The sequence below is a fragment of the Paraflavitalea sp. CAU 1676 genome (assembly GCF_029223285.1).
Classification (GTDB): Bacteria; Bacteroidota; Bacteroidia; order Chitinophagales; family Chitinophagaceae; genus Paraflavitalea.
Map to the genome: position 1 here is coordinate 597,005 of NZ_JARHUJ010000006.1, position 19,350 is coordinate 616,354.

The following is a 19,350-nucleotide window of genomic DNA, read 5'->3' on the forward strand; positions in this document are numbered from 1 at the left end:
GCCACCGGTTTTTCCGGCCGCGGCTGTCTTACCCGCAACAAGCCGCTTCCCCCCGTTTTGCTTCGCCGCTTTCGCAGCCGCTTTTTTGATCGCCGCCATAACGATTATAGGATTTTATGAATGATGGCAAAAGGTTCAGCCTCCAGGTTACCATAGGCTGTGCCGAAATAAGTAGCGTTTAGCGAAAAATCTTTGTTGTTGAAAAGCATCCGGTATTGACGCTTCATCCGCTCCAGGTCATTGATGTCCTTCTTGATAATGTATTTCAACTTCACGTTGTCCTTACTCAACGCATAATCCAGGTCGAAGATCATCGTACATCCACCCCTGAAAACAAACCAACCCTTCGGCAATACCTTCTCGCTGCCCTCACTCGTTAACCCCTCTGTCTTTTCAGGGTATGGCTTCAATTCGGGTTGCTCATCTTCATTTCGTGGCCTGGTATAATATCCTTTCTCCGGACTTTCCGGCACAAAGAAGCCCTTCACCTCTACATTGCCGTATTGATCCGTTTCACAAACCACCCCGCGGCGCTGCGTCAACGTAACCAGTATTTGGTTCACCACATTGCCGCTGGGGCCCACCCGGCTCGCCAGCTTAAGGTTATGCACCTCCAGTTTCGGCGCCATGAATGTATTTGCAGCAGTCGAACGGCCAATGCCCTGCACATCGATCTGCTCATCATCCAGCAACAGGCCCGTGAGCTTACTGAACTGTTGCCCTTCTTCCACGCCCATGAACTTTACATTCAACCGCTGGTGAAGCCCCATAATTCGATTCTCCTTTTTTCCACCCTTCTTATCCTTCACACCTGCTGGCGCCACACGCTTGCTGGCTCCTGCATCAGAAGCTGCTCCCGGAGAATGGATACCTCCTCCGGCAACAGCGGCCGCATACATATCTCCTGAGGCCGCCCCGCTAGCACCCAAACCCGCCCCAGCTTCCGAAGCCGCAGCCGAACTTCCCGCACGGCCCGCTCCATACTCCGCCTCATCATCATCTTCGCACGCACTATTAATATCACCACCAGTAATAAAAACACGCGTCAGGTTATACAGGTCCTTTCGCTTCGTTACATAACTGATCTTTTCTTTGAACAACTTGAAAAACTCGATGAGGTCTTTGAACTGATGCTCAAACCGGTCAGCATCATCCTCCACCTTACACAACAGGCTCTCCACGCTCATGTTCTTCACATTGTCCGGGAAAATACCCCGGCGCTGGAAAGCTTCGATGATCGCGATCCGGTAGTCGAGGTTGTCATCCTCTACCAGGTCATAGTCTGCTGTGATCATTGCCCGCAGATAATCACCGAAATTGATGTCCATCGGCGGACAATAATCCAACGCCCTGATGCAGATCTTAAGGATTTGCCCTGCGGACTTGCTCGCTTCCGTAGCCATCCTGTTCACCAGGTCGGGGTGCAGCGATCCTGCCGACAACATCCCCGTACCACCGGTAGCAATACGTAACAGGTCGGCCACCCGCCGCCGGTAAATATTGCTGAACACATCGAAGATGGTCGCCACCAGTATCGAACCCCGCTCATGCGGCTCAATGATCTTCTGGTAAGCCACCGGGTTGGGCGTAAGCGGCTCCCACTTGCCCGTCTCATCGTTCACCTCGCCCAAAGCATCTCGCAAACTGCCGTAATGCCCGATCGCCTTGCCAAACTCCTGCGCCAGCTGGCCCAGCAGGTTCTGGCTCGCCAGGTCGCCGCGCGTACGGGCGATCTGATCTTTCAAAACTTCCGGAAATGTAAAGTGTTGGAACAACGCCACGATATCGGCAAAAGCCTCATGAAAGGCCAATGAATCCGGATGCGTAGCCTCGATATAACGCCGGTGCATACCGTCCAGCAACGCATGGGTGATCTCGTGCGCAATGATATCATGGCTCAGGCAGGTATACACCGTACCTCCAGGCATCAGTAAGCTGGGGGTATCCGGAGCCGCGCTGAAATACCCAAATAAGAGAGCTTTCTTCTGAGGACTATAATACGCATTCGCCTCCCTTAAGGCATGCGGGTAAATGCGCAACCGCTGTACATAACCATCCGGGTAGCCCTCCTTATCCCGGCACGGGCTCCAGAGGATCTTACGTCCCAGTGCCCGCTCGAAATTCTTGATCGTCACCATGGCCACGGCATAGGCCATTTGCTGGTGAAACTGCGGATTGCTTTCCGCCGGGTCCAGCCCATCCTGGGCCAGCGTATACGGATCATCCAGGTTAACCGGTTTATAAAAGCAATTGCTCGAAGGATCGAAGTCGACCACCTCGATGTATTCACCCACCGGCCCCGGCCGCAGCGACTCCCAGGGTACTTTATAGACAAGATTGTTGATAACGCTGGTATCCAGCTTCAAAGACAGCGAAGGATCAAAAGTAAAAGCCCGCAACTTTCGGAATGCAGGCTTCAACGTAGTAATGTTGGCACACTCTTTCATGACGGTTGCGTTAATGTAGGACAATACAGCCTCACCTGCAGCTCCGTCAGGTTGGCCGCCTGAATAGCAAGATAAGTAAGTTCTTCCTTAGATAGCGGCGTTAAATTGGTTCCTACGTTGCGGGCAATCGTTAATTGAGGCGGTTTCAGGTTCCGCTGAAAGATCTCTTTATAGTTGACCTCATTTTCCAGGTAGGTCGTTAGCTCCGTCCGGTACCGCTGGGGATCTTTCACCCACTCCTCTTTAAATTGATGCGCCTGGATCACCTCATCCGTGATCTTACCCTTGGCCAGGTTATCGATAAAACCGGGAATACACTGTTCCAGATTCCATCCCAGCGATAAATAAGCGATCTGGCGATTGCCCAGCTCTGTATTGTCATACAGGTCCTGGGTCATCTGGAAGTTCTTGATACGCGCCATGAAAACATCCATCGTACGGATCAGGAGAATCAGCAGGTTGTTATACGAACCCTGAAAAGGTAATTTGTTGCCGGCATCACTCGTAATAACAATATCACAGGCATATATACTGCCTCGTTGAGTGATCTTATGAATACCCTGGTTATCGTAAACGCCGCCGTCCACCAACTGTGGTTCCACCCGCAACGTGTCGGCCGGGTTTACATAGAACTGCTTGTCGATATGCACCGGCGTAAACGCGAAAGGGACACAGGAAGAGGCCATCACAGCCCGCGCAACAGGAAATTCTTCCTGCTTGAAGCGCACCGCTGGATCCATAAAGGCATACGACGAATCTTCCATTTTCAAACGCGAAAAAGTAAAAGGCCGCGCCGATTGCAGGTTCGTAGAGCCGATGGCCAGCAGCGGCTTTTCCGTCAGCCGCGAAAGTGTAGCTTCTTCATAAAAGAATTTGTTATAAGCACGTTCTATTTCCTTGCTAACAGGAAAAATGGCAAACTGAAAACGCACGAATAAATACAACATCAGCCCGATCAGGATCAAAGACAACCAGGCATAGGCACTGAACAAAACATACACGGCTGGCACCAGGAAGAGTAAAAAGAAAAGAACAGTCCTGATAAAAGTGAAAGAAAGAAAAACCTGTTTGATCACATTCTTGGAGCCAAGCGCTTCCGTCATGTACTTATCAAAAGCAGCGAAATCTTTGTTGTGTAGACAATAGTACGCACCGGTAATCGATCCCCCCGAGATGGTACTCATAACATCCACCTTTTCGAGAACGCCCATCTCATGCAGCTTACGAAGGGTTCCCATATGGAAAGCAGCAGCTCTGTAGCCTCCCCCCGAAAGGGATAAGCCCAGTTTTTTATCAGCAGCCATAGTGTTTGTTTAGGTTATCTATTAATGCTATGGCAAATAGGCGGGGACACCCATCACCGCTGCTAAACTGGCGCTTTTTTGTTTGACCTCCAATAGTATAAGTACTGAAAATTGGACAAGTAAATTAGCCCAAACGAATGAGAAACAGGCACAAAAGCGAAAAGTGCGCTCCGTAGGGAACACACTTTCCATGAACGCTTATTCCCTTTTGTTGACCTTCTATCTTTTTATCGATAGTCGATGTTTGTTTCCGGGAAATCATCGTCCGTTTGTACTCTATATAGTATAAAATCCGTGCCAAAATCCATCTCAAACCATAATGAATGTAAGTCAAGGTATTAGAACAAGGCAGTCCACAACGTCACCCGAAATGTCGCCATTTTCTACAATTTTCATCGCACACTTGTAGAACCATTCCCCAATCATACCTAAAGTATAAGGACTCTCGTGACCATTGCCCGAGTAGGTTGTTCACATAACCGCATGCGTTCCGGGAACCACCTTCATCAAACTGAATCCGACGCCACCGGCACCACATCCGCTCGTCAATAATAAGAATCACCTATCAGGACTAAGGCACACTTGTTAAAATTCTGATAACGCGCCACCGAAGCGAACTAAACGGCGCCGGCAAACGTCTAAACCCTGAAATATCCAACGAGAACCTTTAAAAAGAGTAGAATCTATGCAGCGGAACTTAAAACCATTTTTATTCTCACTGGTGTTGGTGGCCTGTGTATCTGCGGTTTGGGGAATGACGGTTTTAGCCGGCAGCACAACAAAAACAATGCACCCTGTAACGGCTGAGGCAAACACTAAGGCCGTCAGCAAAACGGCCCTCTACGATAGCCTGCGCCTCGATACGCTCGAATTGTCTAAAGAAGCATTCCTCTATGCCATGCAAGGATACAAGAACCTGCAGGATAAAGGAGAATTGCCCAACGATCGGATCCTCACCATTGCCGATTTCTCGCTGCCCTCCTCCAAAAAGCGACTGTTCATTATAGATATGGAAACAGGAAAACTCCTGTTCAATACTTTCGTATCGCATGGCAGAAATTCAGGTACCGAAATGGCTACCCACTTTTCCAATCGCATCGATAGTCATCAAAGCAGCCTCGGCTTCTTCATAACCGGCACAACCTACAACGGCCGCAATGGCTACTCCCTCAAACTCGATGGAATGGAAGATGGCATCAACAACAATGCACTTGCTCGCGCAATCGTGGTGCATGGCTCCGCCTATGTAAATGAAAAGATCGCCAGTGCGAAAGGATATATCGGCCGCAGCTTTGGTTGCCCCGCCGTTCCATCCAAATTGGCTAAAGTAATAATCAATACCATTCGCAACGGAAGCTGCCTGTTCATCTATGGCAACGATAACCACTACCTGGCCATGTCGAAAATATTGTCCCAACCCTATCAACAGTTGTCCGACACAATGATAGCGGACACCATGGGATAATTTGATCCATACCCTTTTTAATCCGTACTCCTTTTTAATCCCTGCCCTTTAATCCGAACGCAATTTTAATCCGTACGCTATTTTGATCCGTAAGCTGATTTAATCCGTACCCTTTTTAGTCCATACGCTTGTTTAATCCTTACGCTATGCTGATCCGTGCCCTGTTAGTCCGTGCGTCTTTAATCCGAACGCAATTTTAATCCGTACGCTGTTTTAATTCGTACCCTATGCCTACTTCTGCTATCTGGTAGCAAGTGGCACAGACGAACTGGCTGGTGCAAACATCTTTTTGGCCAGCCTTTCATCATATCCGTAAATATCTTCCCTGAATTGGAGTTGCTTGTTTCCATCTACCCAGGCCGTATAATAGTAGATCAGTACCGGTACCGGGTCTTTTACTTTCACAAACTTCTCCTTTCCACTATTCATCGCACTGTCGATACGCTCACGCGGCCATTCCGGTTGATTCATTAAGAGAAACTCTGCAAGTTTTACAGGCTCCCGCAATCGGATGCACCCATGGCTATAGGCCCGCTTATCTTTATTGAACAACTCCTTGAAAGGAGTATCATGAAAATAGATGTTGAATCGATTGGGGAATAGAAACTTGATCTTGCCAAGCTGGTTTTGGTTGCCCGGCAATTGCCGTATTACAGGCAACCCATCTTCTTCGCCGGTCACTTCCATTTGGTGTTCGGTTAAATAATTACTGTTCTTTGCCAGTTCCGGCAACACTTCTTTCCGCACAATGCTTTCGGGAATATTCCAGTACGGACTAAAAACGACCTGATTTAAGTTCCCGGAGAATAGCACCGTGCTATGCCCTTCTTTGCCTACCACCACATCCATATTGAACAATTCTTTGCTGCCATCCTGCACATACATTTTGAATGCAGGAATATTCACGAGTATCAAACTGCCCGAAGGCTCTGCAGGCATCCACCGCATCCGCTCAAGGTTAACCAGCAATTGCTCCAGGCGCCGCTCTGCAGAAACATTCAGTTCCTTCAACAACGCGGCGGTAACCACGCCGTCGGCCGTAAAGCCATATCCCAATTGAACAGATTTAACGGCCGCGTCCAGTTGGTCGTTGAAAACCGCACTGGTGTCATTATCCGTAAACTGCCCCGTCGCCTGCAAACGCTTCTTCAGCGCCACCACAACAGTATCGATAGCGCCCTTCTTCAATTTTTTAGAAGGAGCAGCAATAAAACCCCAACCACCCTGTGCGGCAATTTTTGAATAACGGCTCACTTCTCGCTGTAGCGCCTCGTAATTTTTGTTGGGAGCATCATGATCAGCTGCCAGGAGTTTGGCCAGTTCCTGTGGTCCGTATTTCTTCGAAGGAACCAATTGCTCCAGCGCTACACGCCGGGTCTTCTTCCCGTCAAACTTATCCCATACGTAGTTGATGTACCGCCAGGTAAGCAGCAATTCTGTTTTACGGATTTCCGCATCCCCACTACCCACGTTAAGACTATCTCTGGCCATCAATCCTTCCAGTCGCCTGTCGAGCGACTTGTGCGAAGTGCCACTGTCATTTGAATAGTCATACAGGTTGCGGAAAGCAAGCGCCTGCTCGGTAAGCCCATCGCTCGCAAACCAGGCATATTGGTAATTGCGGGCATTATAAAAACTGCGCATGCCCACACTGATCGTATCATTCAAATGCTGATCAGCAATGAATGCTTCCATGGCAGAGCTGTCGAGGAAAACATCAGTGTAAGCGTTGGCCTTCGTAATAGAATGATTGCGGGGAATAAGGTCCTGGTTGCCGCCAGCAACGCGCCCATCTGATGCAGTCCGGTTTTCATCATTACAGGCAACAAGGATCAATACAGCAGCGAATAGCGATAAAGTGATTCTTTTCATATACCCGACCACCCTTCAAAAGCGTTGCCTCAGCACTTAGTGATTGATAGCCAATGATCTGCGGAAATGCAAGTTGGGGTATACCCGCTACATAAAACAGAACTTTCCTAATTTACACCCTTCAAATAAAAATATGGCATATCGAAATCTCCTCGCGGCGCTAATGATATTCTTCGCAGGTTGCGCTTCCAACAAATACAAGAATCCACATATTGAAATAGAAACCAAGATCGGCGATATCGAAGTGGAACTGTACCCGGCGCAGGCGCCGAAAACAGTCGCGGCATTCCTGGCCTACATAGAGGCGGGCTATTACAAAGACGTGAACTTCTACCGTGTCCTCAATGCCGATAACCAGCCATCCAATGCCCCTAAAGCCGAATTGATACAGGGTGGCTTGTATGGCACCAAACGCCCCGACCTGCCCGGTATCCCCCACGAAACTACCCAACAAACGAAGATCCTCCACAAGGATGGCACCATATCACTTGCCCGCCTGGAGCCCGGCACGGCCAACACAGAGTTCTTCATTTGCATCGGCGACCAGCCAGGATTCGACTTCGGCGGCGAGAACAATCCCGACAAACAGGGTTACGCGGCCTTCGGCCGCGTCATCAAAGGAATGGACATCGTTCGCCGCATTTATAACATGCCCGAAGAGGATCAGCGCTTCGATCCCCCTGTTCCAATCTATAGCATAAAAAAACTATAAGTCTGATTTTGCTCCTTTTTATAAAATGATGATTATTTGTAATTGATTGTCGAAGACATTGTTGAAGTTCTTCTGATTTTATGCAATAGTTTAATAAACAAACATTTATTTAATAACCAGCTATCCCGTGCCATCCTGTCTCTACCCTTTTCGGTTGCCTTATTCAGCTATCGTTAACAAATAACAATCAAATAATATTTGAGGCCGAAAAATCGTTGGGCATGAGGGCGTCGAAGCCGTCAAAGTCAAGCCCACAGCGTATTTTAAGATTTCATTAAGAGCTTTGAGATCATTAAATAGCCCAAAACTTGGTTTACACAATAAAAAAACTCGCATTACTTTTACATCAGAAACAGGGACGATAGGTAAGCAGAGAAGAAAAAGAGAAGTGAAGAGAGAAAGTGCTTAAGCAAGACGATAAAGAGGTCGTCAAAAAAACAAGATTATTACCTTTTTTCATATGGCAAGCAATCGTTAGAGGTCAGCTGTTTCTACAGCAGACCCTTTTTTTTTTAAATACCCATCCCGGAAACGATTCTTCAAACACATAAGCTGCCAAAACCCATCGCTGAAAATTGCGCCGCCATTCATTCGATTGCCGTTTCACCCATTAGATTGTTTTGTCCCACGTTTGCACGCGATTGATTAACAACCATATACTGGCCCGGTAAACCGTTGTGCGGCATACCTATGCCCTCCAACGGGCCGATCAGGTATTTAAAATATAAACTATAAAACACAAGATCATGAAATCACTCATTAAGCAACTGTTCTTCGACAAGGAACTCGTAACAAAGATCAAGACCACAAAGACCAACAAAGCCGTCCTGTACATAGCATTGCTCGATGGTCGTATCACACTTGCTGAATATATGGCGGCTACAAAAGCCTAACCATTTCGTAATCAGGAAACAACCGGTTGTCAGGCAGCAATTCGACTAGCCTGACCCGGCAGCTTGCCTGTCCGGCTCCCCTAGGGGCAGCTTCTACTCCCCGAATTCCCCTATCGCTCAGCGTATTGCACTGCGTTCAATAAAGACGTATATTGTTAGGTATCGTAAACCCTTAAACACCTGCATATGTCATTCTTTACACGCCTATCCAATGGTTGGCAGATCTCCATGAACAGCCTACAGGTCCTGAAAGAAAATAAACAGTTGATCCTCTTTCCCATCATCTCCGGCATCTCGATGGTACTCGTAATGGGTTCATTTCTCCTGGCCATGCTCGGAACATCAAGCTGGAACTTTGACCTCATCGAAAGCCACAGCGATCTTTATTTCATTGGCTTCACCTTATTATTCTATCTCGTCAACTACTTTGTAGTCGTATTCTTTAACGTAGCACTCACGCATTGTACGCGCATGTATTTTCATGGCGAAGAAGTGAACCTGAAAAAGGGAATTGATTATAGTATGAGTCGCATCGGGGCCATCTTTTCCTGGACCTTGTTTGCAGCCACCGTAGGTACTATCCTGCGTTACCTGCAGGAAAATACCGGATGGCTCGGTCGCATTATCATTGGTGCGCTCGGACTTGTATGGAGCGTCACTACCTTCTTTGTAGTGCCGGTGATCGCTTATGAAAACCTTGGCCCGCTGGGAGCGTTCAAAAGGTCTGCAGGGTTAATGAAACAGAAATGGGGCGAAAGCGCTGGCGCAACATTCAGCTTCGGACTAATACAGTTCCTCGCCACGATCCTGGTAGCAGTACCCTTGTTATTACTGGGAATGGCCATTCATCCGGTAGTGGGGATAGGGCTGGGTTTGTTAGCTCTTTTGCTCATTATGGCAGTATTCAGCGCTGCAAAAACAATCTTCGTCAGCGCCATCTATCATAACATCAACGGCGATCCCGTACAGCATTTCAACGATCAGTTTGTAGAGAACCTGTTTGTTCAGAAATAAAAGATCGTAATAAAATTAAAGAGCCGGCCCAACAAGGCCGGCTTCTGTTTTTATATGAAAGGGAACTTCTTTTCACCGCTCCGCTCAACGCTAATTTTCTCCATCCTCCAAATGCCGGATGCCCGCCTCCACCGTTTCAACTGCTCGCTCGTAAAGTGCCTTGTTGCCCTTAGTCAACACTTTCAATAGCGCCCTGCACTCTCTTAAGAATACGTCCGCAAAATCTGAGTCCAGGAAAGCTACTTCAGCGCTGTTGTCGATAATGTCTGCATACTTGACCGTCTGCGCATCCGCACGGGCGGCCCCCAATCTTTCGATCTCCTTCGATTTCCGCTTGCGCCGGTTCCAATCCGGGTAATTATGTTTCGTATAAATATCCGTCAGGTCCACTACCAGGTCAAGGGTGCGTTGCGCCGTGGCTTCCGGCATAATAGATCGCAAAAAGGCCAGCATGGCCGGCTTCTCAACCGGCGTATCCTCCAGCACATCGTGCAGCAGCGCAGCAGCGAGGATGGCAACATCGGGTGTTTGCGTGCGGCAGATCTCCATCACGCGGATCGGGTGGGCGATATACCGCTCGCCCACAAACTTCCTCATCTGCTCGCCGTGCGCCTTTTCCGCAAATTCCAGCACTTGCTGTAAAACATCATTCATATCAATTAATTAAAAATAATCATACCAGTTCAAGTTAACAGTAGCGTAATCTTTATTTAATAATGCGGTAACGCCGATCGAATAGGTTGCAGCCCATTTAACAACATACATATGAACCGCAAACACGGACTACTGCTATTGACTGCCGCCTGCATCTTCGCAAGCTGTAAAAAAGACCACGACGACGATTTCTATGTGCCGGAAGACCCCGCCACCTTTGCCGAGATCGGCACCATCGACATTGGCGACGTAGGCGCCGCCGAGATCTCCGCCTACGATCCCCAAACAAAAAGACTGTTCGTGGTGAATAACGGTCAGGAAGGCAAAGACAACAAGATTGACATCATCGACTTCGCAGATCCCACCAAACCCAAAGACATTGGCGACATTTCAACCGCGCCCTATGGTGGATATGTGAACAGCGTATCTGTGAGCAACGGATTGCTGGCAGCCGCTATAGAATCTATTAACAAGCAGGAACCCGGCAAGGTTGTCGTGTTCAATACCGCCAACAATGCCGAAGTGAAAAGTATAACGGTAGGAGCCCTGCCCGACATGCTCACCTTCAGCCCCGATGGCAAATACATCCTCTCTGCCAATGAAGGCGAACCATCTGCCGATTATACCAACGACCCCGCAGGTACAGTATCGATCATATCCGTAAAAGACAACTATGCGGTAACTACCCTCGACTTCTCCGCATTCGCCGGTCAGCAGGCAGCTCTCCAGGCGCAGGGACTTCGCGTATTTGGCCTCAACGCCACTTTTGCGAAAGACATGGAGCCGGAATACATCACCATCGCCGCCGATTCCAAAACAGCCTGGGTCACCCTGCAGGAAAACAACGCCATCGCGAAGATCGACATCGCATCGAAAGCCATCACGGCCATCTACCCGCTCGGTTTCAAGAACTACAACGAAGAGGCCAACGCCATCGATGCCAGTGATAAGGACAATACCATCGCCTTCAAAAAATGGAAAGTAAAAGGCATGTACCAGCCCGATGCGATAGCAGTATATAATACCGGCGGCATACCTTATTTGTTCACAGTCAACGAGGGCGACGTAAGGGAATACACGGCTTTTAACGAAGCTAAAAGAGTAGGCTCGCTCACCCTCGACCCCACCGCCTTCCCCGATGCAACCACCCTCAAATTACAGGAAAATCTCGGCCGCCTCAACGTAACCACCACCCTCGGTGATACCGACAAGGATGGAGACTACGATGAACTGTATTCATTCGGAGCCCGTTCATTCTCCGTATGGAATGGCAACAGCGGCACGCTGGTATTCGATAGTAAGAATGACCTCGATGCCCGTACCAAAACAGCCAATCTCTACGATGACGGCCGCAGCGACGACAAAGGCGCCGAACCCGAAGGCATTGCCCTCGGTGAGGTGGGCAAAAAGAAGCTCGCTTTCGTGGGCCTGGAGCGTGCTGATGCAGTAGCCATTTACGACGTAACAAATCCCGCGGCACCCCAGTTCCTACAGCTGCTCTCCACCGGCGACGCCCCCGAAGGTGTACTGTTCATTTCGGCCAAAGACAGCCCCATACAGCAAAGTTTAGTGGTGGTAAGCTCAGAGAATGATGGTGTTATAAAAGTGTATAAACCGAAAAAGATATAATCGTCCATTTCCTTATTTTTGCCCAAAATCTCACAATGGACATCAGCGGAAAGGTATTAACACTGCTGCCACTGCAAACTGGACAGGGCAAAAACGGAACTTGGAAAAAACAAGACTTCATTCTCGAAACAGCCGACACTTACCCTAAAAAGGTATGTATAGCCGTTTGGGGCGATAAAATAGATATGAGAAGCGTAGTGCCCGGCGCACAGGTAACCGTATCGTTCGATGTGGAAAGCCGCGAGTTCAACGGCCGCTGGTATACAGATGTAAAAGCCTGGAAGATCGTAACAGGCGCTGCGTCTGGCGGTGCAGCTTCCGAACCTGCTCCCACCTTCCACAACGCACCCGGTGGAGCCGATGATGACCTGCCCTTCTAATATAGATTCAATCTGAAAGAAAAATAATAAGCTACCGGCTGTAACGTAAAAGTTATAGCCGGTATTTTTTTAGCTTCGCCACAACATGAAAGCAGCTACCGTCCACGAACTAAAAGACGAATTACAACAGTTGCCGGTTAAGCAACTGGTCGAACTCACCCTCCGCCTCTCCAAATTCAAAAAGGAGAACAAAGAACTGCTCACCTACCTCCTCTTCGAATCGCACGACCTGCCCGCCTATATTAACAATGTAAAGCAGCAAATGGACGAAGCATTCGAAGCCCTCAATACATCCCAGATCTTCCTGGCCAAGAAAACCGTTCGCAAAGCCCTTCGCATCGCCAACAAGCATATCCGCTTTACCGGTAGCAAGCTGGCCGAGGTGGAGCTGCTCATACATTTTTGTACCCTATTGAAGGAATGTGGTATCAACCTGGCCAAAAGCACGGTGATGCTGAACCTCTACCAGGGCCAGCTGAAGAAAGTACAAGCAGCCCTGAAAGGCCTTCATGAAGATGAACAGTACGATTACAAAAGGGCAGTAGATAAATTGGCTAAGTAACCTAATGGCCTGCCGGCCGAAAAAGACTCCCTCCGCAACCGTGTGCGTGGAGAGCGCCCCAATAAAAGAGGGGCAACGTTCTGCGAACGTCGCCCCCTATATCGCCGCTTTCCTATAGCATTGGCTTGAGCTCCAAAGATAATGGTTACAGCAATACGAGGGTAGTTTATTGATACCCTTCACGGGCTTTTTCTAATCTTTTCTGAATAGTCGATTGCAGGGATTTGGGGGCCAAGACCCGCATATGCTCGGCAAAACCCAGGATTTCCCGTTCCAGTTCGAAGTTTAAGATGACGTCTATACTGATAATAATTCCTTCCTGATCTTCTTTAAGCAGGGCCTGGGTATGGTGCAGCGGCTTGGTCAGCACGTAAGGAGCATGGTATTTGTCGACAAACAGTACCACTTTATGGGGACGATCCTTCTCGGTCCTGGTTACCCCCAGCAGCTCATCGAAGTATTGCTCCAGGTCCATACCCTCGTAATCCACAAAAGGCTCTTTCAACAGCTCCTGAAAGTTGATGATCCTATCCAGCGCCATCGTCAGTAACAAGGGACCTTTCTTCGACTTGGCGATCAGGAACCACCTGTTCCGGTATTCCTTCAGCAGATAAGGATAATAGATATGTTGCTGTGAAGCGGCCGCCTTGAACGATTTATATTCGATCAGCAGCGGTCTTTTGTGCAGAATGCACTGGTAAAGCGGGGTAATATGTTCCAAACCCTTCACCTGCCGGTTATTTTCCAGTTGAATATAGTTCTTACCCTGAGGAATGTTCTTGTATAAATTGTTTTCCAGCCGGGCGATCATATCGCTCATCTCTTCAAAATAGCTGAACCCACTGAACTGCTTCAGGACCGACACCACTTCTTTCATTTTCTCAACGTCCGAAGGGTTAAGCGGAGCCCGGAAAATACTGTATTCAGGATCCGAATAGGAGTAATACCGTTTGTCTACCACCACGATCGGGGCGTTATAGCCCAGCTTGTCGCTGCGCATAATTTGAATATCGGCCTGGATGGTTCGGCGGCTTACGCCAGAAGTAATGCCTTCCTGTTCATATAAAACAGTCGAAACCTTTTCGATCAGGTTGTCGAGCGACCATTTACGATACCGGTTGCGCAGACATTCATCGATGGTCTTGTAACGTATTAAAGCCAGTTTATTGATCGACATGAGGCTGGGGGTTGGGCGATAAAGATAGCCGCCAAAAATATACTACGCAATACAGTTGCGCAGATTCCTTGAATAGGATTGCATCTTAAATAAATGCTCGCGTATTCGATTGTTAAACAATCAAATAAAAAAACATTTAAAAACTTGTCTACTGCGCAAATTGGCTGCGCAGCAGCGCATGCATATTTGTGTTATCACAAGCAGGTCAAGCAGAAGTTACTTCAACAACACCTAACATGTCACACTTCTTCCAATTACCGCTTGTTCTTAAAAAAACAAAATCATGAGCCAGTTATTAACCATCAGCCTTCGCCAAAAAGCCATCTACATTCCCGAGAATGCCATGGTCGCAAAGGAAAAAGGGATCACCGTTACTACCGGCATGCTGGTAGCCAACCTGGCCAAACTGGGATTCGGTGTGAGCGAACCCCTGCTGGTGGCCCTGAATAAAACAGTACCTGCTTACCAGGCCAAAATATTGGCGACCTGTAATGAAGTGATGGGAACCGGAAAGGGATGGACGCCCCTGGTAAAGGGGTGGCTGGTACCAACCGGCGAATCAATAGCCGATCATATCGCCACTTTTTTTGCCAACCTGTTCGGTACAAAGGGAAAAACAATGCCATGTGGCCATATCATACCCTTTAAAACATTCCCGTTGCATCGGTACAATGGTTGTCCCTATTGCGGAACACCCTTTGTGCGCGAAAAAGCGGAGCAACTGGAGCAGGGGAGCCATCAAAAAGTATTGGAGCTGTGGGAAGAAAAAGAGTTGATGACGTTTATGGAAGACCTCCTGTCGTCCAAAACCGCCCTGGATGCAACACAGATGGATAGCCTGAAGCAATTGCTGGCCGTTAAAAAGATGCCAGCTGTCAAGATAGCCATGAAAGAAACATTGATGGCGGTGATCGAGGCGTTGGTGAAGATGGAACAGCCCGAAAAAGCGCAGGCATTGTTTACATCGCCGGCCGATGTACTTCGATACCTCTGGTATAAGCATACCGGGTTCCTTCAGATCATAGAACCAAAAACGATCATAAAACGAAAAGCAAACAACGGTCGTCAGATCGGTTATACACGAGGAAAGGGGAAAGGCCTGAAAGCCAAATACGAAGCCTCATTTTCTTTGAAACTGAAGTATACCCGCCACCAGGCATTGATGGTCGCCAACTGGTTGAACAACCTGCCGATGGAGATCGAAATGATGTGTGAAGTAATGCACCCTAAGCGTAGCATGTGGGTCCGCTTTATCCGGGCGCTGCGTTTGGCAGAATACAGCAAACGAAAAGGATTTGAGAAGCTCCATGCAATGTTGGATGCATTCTATAAAAAGGAGTATACCGTGATGGCAGGAGAGATCGATCACGCACGTTTGCGCTATGATGCAGCTGCCACGTTCAGGCTACTGCAACAAAGACCCGGACTATTTGCCCGTTCCTTGTTTGCGAACATGGTGTGGTTTGGTCCGGAGTTAACGACCCAGGCATTTGCTCAGGTGATGCACCGGGTGCCTGCCCGCTTGTTGTTCACGCTCGAAATGTACGCGGAAGATTATTTCAACCCGGCCAACGAACGAAGCGTAAAGCCGTTGGGAGGAATTGCTAAAAAAGTACCAGCCAACCAGCTGTTGAGCCTCTATGCCGAAGACCAGTTGAAAGCCATGCGTCAATCGGTGCAGGACCTTTGCTTAAAAACAGTGATGAACCGTTTTGCAGCTGTTGCCACCGAAAGCAAAACGATGTATATCGATCCCTTGCTGTACAAGATGCCGGTATCCATCGGAGATCGTAGCGAAACCCTGCCAGGAGCCTTGATGGGAGCACGCTTCCAGCTGGAGGGAGATAAAGTGCGCCTCTTCATGCAATGGGGAACCGGATTACCGGCCCAGCGCCTGGATATGGATTTGAGCTGTATGGTGGCTTATGACCATGCCATCGACCATTGCTCTTACCGGGCATTGCAGATAGTGGGTTGTAAACATAGCGGCGATATCATCCATATACCGCATATGACCGGGGCAGCTGAGTATATAGAATTGGACCTGGCCGTATTGAAGAAAGCAGGCGCCCGTTATGTCATGTTCACCTGCAACGCGTACAGCGGCGGGGCCATAACGCCTAACCTGGTGGTGGGATGGATGAACAGCCGGCACGAAATGAAAGTGTCCGAGCGTACAGGTGTAGCTTACGATCCATCTACTGTGCAGCACCAGGTGCGGGTAGTGAGCGACCTTACAAAAGGGCTGCTTTTCGGAGTACTGGATGTACAGGCCGGTGAGATCATCTGGCTCGAGATGCCGTTTGAAGGTCAGGTGGTTCAAAACCTTGATGCGGCGAATGTCGCTGCCTTTCTGCGAAAGCTGAACAATAAACTGACTGTGGGCGAATTGTTGATGGTAAAAGCAATGGCGCAAAAGCTGCAGTTGGTGGAAGTTCCGGAAGCAGATGAAATATATACACGAGAATGGGCAATGAATACGGCCGCCGTGACAAAGCTGCTGATTGATTAATGAAGCCCTCCCGCGTGGAGGGCTTTTTAGTAAAAGGAGGTATTATGCAACAAGCAATCATGGAAAAACTGGCAGCAATAAAGGAACAATACAATATTGAGATCCTTTTTGCCTGTGAATCAGGAAGCCGCGGATGGCAATGCCCTTCGCCCGACAGTGACTACGATGTTCGTTTCATTTATATAAGACCCTCCAGGTATTATATGTCGGTAGCGAATCAGGGATACGATCTTAATTTTCCCATCAATGACGAACTGGATATCTATGGCTGGGATCTCAAAAAACTGCTGCAGTTGATGTTGAAGTCCAACACCACACCGTTCGAGTGGCTGCAGTCGCCGATCGTTTACGATCAGCGGCCCGGCTTTCGCGACGACCTGTGGGCCTTGAGCCAGCATTTTTTCAGCCAGCGCTCAAATATTCATCACTACCTTGGCATTGTTACTGGTGCCTTCAAATCAATAGATCAGGAAGGGATGATAAGTATTAAAAAGCTATTCTATGTCCTGCGCCCGCTGCTGGCAGCAAAATGGTGCCTGGAAAAAGATAATATAGCGCCTATGACAGTAAGTTCCCTAATGGAACTGATGCCCGCCCGCTATCAGCAGGAAGCGCAAGTTTGGCTAAGGAAAAAAGCTGGACGAAAGGAAGGAAGTTTGATCCGGATGAGCGAAAGCCTGCGGTCCTATATCGAGCAGCAATTTCTCGACATCAGTAACGCATCCCGGGCCTTGGAAAGCAATTACTTCAAGCCCGACCAATTGGATGAATTTTTCATAAAGACAATCCTGGATCATGACAATTGACGACATAAAGAACAAAGGCTTGCTGCTGCTGGAATGTATCAGTGGCAGCAAAGCCTATGGGCTGGAAACTGAAAAGTCTGATACTGATATCAAGGGTGTTTATTATTTGCCCAGAAATCAGTACTACGGACTGGAGTACATACCCCAGGTGAGCAACGAGTCGAGCGATATCGTGTACTTTGAATTGGGACGCTTCGTGGAGCTGCTTTTGCGCAACAACCCTAATATACTGGAGCTGTTGGCAACTCCTGAGCAATGTGTGCTGTACAGGCATCCATTGATGGATCAGCTGACCATTGACCTGTTCTTGTCGAAGCTTTGTAAAGACACGTTTGCAGGCTACGCGCTTACACAGGTGCGTAAAGCAAGGGGGTACAAGAAGAAGTTTGTGAACCCGGTGGAGAAGGAACGCAAAGGGGTACTGGACTATTGTTTTATACCCGAGGGGGCAGCTTCGGTTCCGCTAAAGCAATGGTTGGCCCATCGCAACCTGGAACAGGCCGATTGCGGACTCGTAAGTCTGCCCCACGCAAAGGGTCTTTATGCATTGTATAATGAAGGCGATGGCGCAGGGTACTACCGCGGCATCATCAGTGGTGAAGAGGCCAATGAGGTAAGCCTAAGTTCAGTGCCCCCGGGTAAAGAACCGAAAGCATACCTGTATTTCAACCAGGAAGGGTATTCTGCGTATTGCCGGGAGTACCGGGAATACTGGGATTGGGTGGAGAAGCGCAACGAAGACAGGTATCTCGGTAACGTGCAGCATGGAAAGGGCTACGATGCCAAGAACATGATGCATACTATCCGTCTGTTGCAGGTGGCGGAAGAAATACTGCGCGACGGTAAATTGCAGGTACGCAGATCCAATCGGGAGGAACTGCTAGGGATCAAAAGTGGGGCCTGGCCTTACGAAGAACTGCTTTCAATGACCGACACGCTAATGGAGAGGATCGAAGCTGCTGCGTCAACCAGTACGCTCCCCCTTGAGCCGGACAAGCATAGGGCTGAGGCGTTGCTCGTCAGCATGCGTGAACAACTGTATCGCTAGATCAACAGAACAAACAATAGGTGGCTGCCGTAGGTCAATAAAAGGAAGTTGACAACTGGTGGCCACCTCTTTTTCTCTAATTATAGGCTGCTTGCTAACCTTCGCAGCTTCCACAATTTTCAATGCACCACCCTTCACCAGCACGGACTTCCCGTTAAAAAACCGGAATAGTTCGATCCCCAGTACCTGAATCAGAAGATCTCCGGCTTTGCCTGGCACTGCAGCCTCAAAAGAAATAGCATCGGGCGTCTTCCTGCTAAGCGGAAGCAGTTCGCTGTATTGAATACACCTGCTGTAGATATTGCTGGTGAAATTTAGGGCCACCAGCGCATGTACAAAGCGAAAATGCGTTGCGCCGGCCGGATAAGATTTCCTTTTATAAGCTACAAACCGCGGAATCTGAACCTTGGCCATCCTACTGTCGGCACGAAGAGAATGTTCTGCTTGCACACCGAGGGCAGTATCGAGGGAAAGCTGTTTGTTAAACTCGAAGCCGTTTAGAAGACTGAGGTTACCGGCTGCTGCGCAACGGTCGCCATAGTCCTGAATGGGATCTGTAGTGGCTATGGAATGTAGCAAGCCATTCATATGGCCGTTTAAAGTAGTGCAGCGAACGCCGTTCAGCGCATCAGAAAGGGCGCGCCGCAACAGGGTGGCATCCTGGATAGCTCGTTTGAATTCGCTGGCGTTGCGACGGGTAAGAGCAAATTTGTCGCTTTGTAGAACCTGCTCGCGGGTCGGACCAGTCTTGCTCCCCACAATTTTCCCTTCGGGAGTGAGGCGAAACGTGAGGTCGTCGATGGTGCCGCGAATCGTGAGCACGCTGCTGTATTTAGCCATAACATAGGAATTTGGTGATAGCCAAACTTACGGTG

16 protein-coding genes are annotated in these 19,350 nt (G+C 48.7%); 10 read left to right on the forward strand and 6 right to left on the reverse strand.

What is annotated here, in order from left to right:
* Positions 1-104: 104 nt before the first annotated feature.
* Entirely contained in the window at positions 105-2,447 is a 2,343-nt protein-coding gene (locus P2H89_RS22220) for a hypothetical protein (RefSeq protein WP_275831026.1), read from the reverse strand.
* Positions 2,444-3,751 carry a patatin-like phospholipase family protein gene (locus P2H89_RS22225; RefSeq protein ID WP_275831028.1) on the reverse strand — a complete coding sequence of 436 codons (1,308 nt, stop codon included), beginning with the start codon at positions 3,749-3,751 and terminating at the stop codon, positions 2,444-2,446. The genes P2H89_RS22220 and P2H89_RS22225 overlap by 4 nt, the downstream gene beginning before the upstream one ends.
* 787 nt (positions 3,752-4,538) lie before the next feature.
* On the opposite strand from P2H89_RS22225, the gene P2H89_RS22230 reads away from it, so the two are divergent.
* Positions 4,539-5,216: a murein L,D-transpeptidase catalytic domain family protein gene (locus P2H89_RS22230; RefSeq protein ID WP_275831030.1), complete on the forward strand. Its 678-nt coding sequence runs from the start codon at positions 4,539-4,541 to the stop codon at positions 5,214-5,216.
* A 240-nt stretch (positions 5,217-5,456) separates the two neighbouring features.
* On the opposite strand, the gene P2H89_RS22235 is transcribed toward P2H89_RS22230, so the two are convergent.
* Entirely contained in the window at positions 5,457-7,088 is a 1,632-nt protein-coding gene (locus tag P2H89_RS22235; protein WP_275831032.1) for a L,D-transpeptidase family protein, read from the reverse strand.
* A 133-nt stretch (positions 7,089-7,221) separates the two neighbouring features.
* Here P2H89_RS22235 and P2H89_RS22240 point away from each other — a divergent pair, with 133 nt between their 5' ends.
* The 3 genes from P2H89_RS22240 (at position 7,222) to P2H89_RS22250 (ending at position 9,707) form a co-directional block, all read left to right on the forward strand.
* Positions 7,222-7,800 (forward strand): peptidylprolyl isomerase, encoded by a 579-nt coding sequence (locus tag P2H89_RS22240; RefSeq protein ID WP_275831034.1) that lies wholly within the window; start codon positions 7,222-7,224, stop codon positions 7,798-7,800.
* Between the two features lie 746 nt (positions 7,801-8,546).
* A complete protein-coding gene (locus P2H89_RS22245; RefSeq protein ID WP_275831036.1) occupies positions 8,547-8,693 on the forward strand; it encodes a hypothetical protein in 147 nt (48 codons plus the stop codon).
* Between the two features lie 186 nt (positions 8,694-8,879).
* On the forward strand, positions 8,880-9,707 hold the full coding sequence (locus tag P2H89_RS22250) for a DUF6159 family protein (protein ID WP_275831038.1): 828 nt from the start codon (positions 8,880-8,882) through the stop codon (positions 9,705-9,707).
* 90 nt (positions 9,708-9,797) lie between these two features.
* On the opposite strand, the gene P2H89_RS22255 is transcribed toward P2H89_RS22250, so the two are convergent.
* Positions 9,798-10,361: an HD domain-containing protein gene (locus P2H89_RS22255; protein WP_275831040.1), complete on the reverse strand. Its 564-nt coding sequence runs from the start codon at positions 10,359-10,361 to the stop codon at positions 9,798-9,800.
* A gap of 111 nt (positions 10,362-10,472) precedes the next feature.
* Here P2H89_RS22255 and P2H89_RS22260 point away from each other — a divergent pair, with 111 nt between their 5' ends.
* The 3 genes from P2H89_RS22260 to P2H89_RS22270 all read left to right on the forward strand — a co-directional run bounded on the left by P2H89_RS22260 (position 10,473) and on the right by P2H89_RS22270 (position 12,932).
* A complete protein-coding gene (locus P2H89_RS22260) occupies positions 10,473-11,990 on the forward strand; it encodes a choice-of-anchor I family protein (RefSeq protein WP_275831042.1) in 1,518 nt (505 codons plus the stop codon).
* Positions 11,991-12,025: 35 nt separating this feature from the next.
* The gene (locus P2H89_RS22265; RefSeq protein WP_275831044.1) at positions 12,026-12,370 is read left to right on the forward strand and encodes a DUF3127 domain-containing protein; all 345 of its coding nucleotides are present in this window, start codon (positions 12,026-12,028) and stop codon (positions 12,368-12,370) included.
* 85 nt (positions 12,371-12,455) lie between these two features.
* Positions 12,456-12,932: a hypothetical protein gene (locus P2H89_RS22270; RefSeq protein ID WP_275831046.1), complete on the forward strand. Its 477-nt coding sequence runs from the start codon at positions 12,456-12,458 to the stop codon at positions 12,930-12,932.
* A 166-nt stretch (positions 12,933-13,098) separates the two neighbouring features.
* Here the strand turns inward: P2H89_RS22270 and P2H89_RS22275 are convergent, their stop codons facing one another.
* Positions 13,099-14,109: a WYL domain-containing protein gene (locus tag P2H89_RS22275; protein ID WP_275831048.1), complete on the reverse strand. Its 1,011-nt coding sequence runs from the start codon at positions 14,107-14,109 to the stop codon at positions 13,099-13,101.
* A 283-nt stretch (positions 14,110-14,392) separates the two neighbouring features.
* Here P2H89_RS22275 and P2H89_RS22280 point away from each other — a divergent pair, with 283 nt between their 5' ends.
* Genes P2H89_RS22280 through P2H89_RS22290 form a run of 3 tightly spaced genes read left to right on the forward strand, consistent with a single transcriptional unit; the run spans position 14,393 to position 18,475 of the window.
* On the forward strand, positions 14,393-16,621 hold the full coding sequence (locus P2H89_RS22280; protein WP_275831050.1) for a hypothetical protein: 2,229 nt from the start codon (positions 14,393-14,395) through the stop codon (positions 16,619-16,621).
* A gap of 44 nt (positions 16,622-16,665) precedes the next feature.
* Positions 16,666-17,427 carry a nucleotidyltransferase domain-containing protein gene (locus P2H89_RS22285; RefSeq protein ID WP_275831053.1) on the forward strand — a complete coding sequence of 254 codons (762 nt, stop codon included), beginning with the start codon at positions 16,666-16,668 and terminating at the stop codon, positions 17,425-17,427.
* Positions 17,417-18,475, forward strand: coding sequence for a nucleotidyltransferase domain-containing protein (locus P2H89_RS22290; RefSeq protein ID WP_275831055.1), 1,059 nt, complete (start codon positions 17,417-17,419; stop codon positions 18,473-18,475). The genes P2H89_RS22285 and P2H89_RS22290 overlap by 11 nt, the downstream gene beginning before the upstream one ends.
* Here P2H89_RS22290 and P2H89_RS22295 read toward each other — a convergent pair.
* Positions 18,392-19,315 carry a hypothetical protein gene (locus P2H89_RS22295; protein WP_275831057.1) on the reverse strand — a complete coding sequence of 308 codons (924 nt, stop codon included), beginning with the start codon at positions 19,313-19,315 and terminating at the stop codon, positions 18,392-18,394. The two genes, P2H89_RS22290 and P2H89_RS22295, sit on opposite strands and share 84 nt — an antisense overlap.
* Between the last annotated feature and the right edge of the window lie 35 nt (positions 19,316-19,350).

Coding starts and splice junctions, on each gene's coding strand:
- P2H89_RS22220 (WP_275831026.1), bottom strand. CDS start 2,447: ATGAAAGAGTGTGCCAACATTACTACGTTGAAGCCTGCATTCCGAAAG.
- P2H89_RS22225 (WP_275831028.1), bottom strand. CDS start 3,751: ATGGCTGCTGATAAAAAACTGGGCTTATCCCTTTCGGGGGGAGGCTAC.
- P2H89_RS22230 (WP_275831030.1), top strand. CDS start 4,539: ATGCACCCTGTAACGGCTGAGGCAAACACTAAGGCCGTCAGCAAAACG.
- P2H89_RS22235 (WP_275831032.1), bottom strand. CDS start 7,088: ATGAAAAGAATCACTTTATCGCTATTCGCTGCTGTATTGATCCTTGTT.
- P2H89_RS22240 (WP_275831034.1), top strand. CDS start 7,222: ATGGCATATCGAAATCTCCTCGCGGCGCTAATGATATTCTTCGCAGGT.
- P2H89_RS22245 (WP_275831036.1), top strand. CDS start 8,547: ATGAAATCACTCATTAAGCAACTGTTCTTCGACAAGGAACTCGTAACA.
- P2H89_RS22250 (WP_275831038.1), top strand. CDS start 8,880: ATGTCATTCTTTACACGCCTATCCAATGGTTGGCAGATCTCCATGAAC.
- P2H89_RS22255 (WP_275831040.1), bottom strand. CDS start 10,361: ATGAATGATGTTTTACAGCAAGTGCTGGAATTTGCGGAAAAGGCGCAC.
- P2H89_RS22260 (WP_275831042.1), top strand. CDS start 10,473: ATGAACCGCAAACACGGACTACTGCTATTGACTGCCGCCTGCATCTTC.
- P2H89_RS22265 (WP_275831044.1), top strand. CDS start 12,026: ATGGACATCAGCGGAAAGGTATTAACACTGCTGCCACTGCAAACTGGA.
- P2H89_RS22270 (WP_275831046.1), top strand. CDS start 12,456: ATGAAAGCAGCTACCGTCCACGAACTAAAAGACGAATTACAACAGTTG.
- P2H89_RS22275 (WP_275831048.1), bottom strand. CDS start 14,109: ATGTCGATCAATAAACTGGCTTTAATACGTTACAAGACCATCGATGAA.
- P2H89_RS22280 (WP_275831050.1), top strand. CDS start 14,393: ATGAGCCAGTTATTAACCATCAGCCTTCGCCAAAAAGCCATCTACATT.
- P2H89_RS22285 (WP_275831053.1), top strand. CDS start 16,666: ATGCAACAAGCAATCATGGAAAAACTGGCAGCAATAAAGGAACAATAC.
- P2H89_RS22290 (WP_275831055.1), top strand. CDS start 17,417: ATGACAATTGACGACATAAAGAACAAAGGCTTGCTGCTGCTGGAATGT.
- P2H89_RS22295 (WP_275831057.1), bottom strand. CDS start 19,315: ATGGCTAAATACAGCAGCGTGCTCACGATTCGCGGCACCATCGACGAC.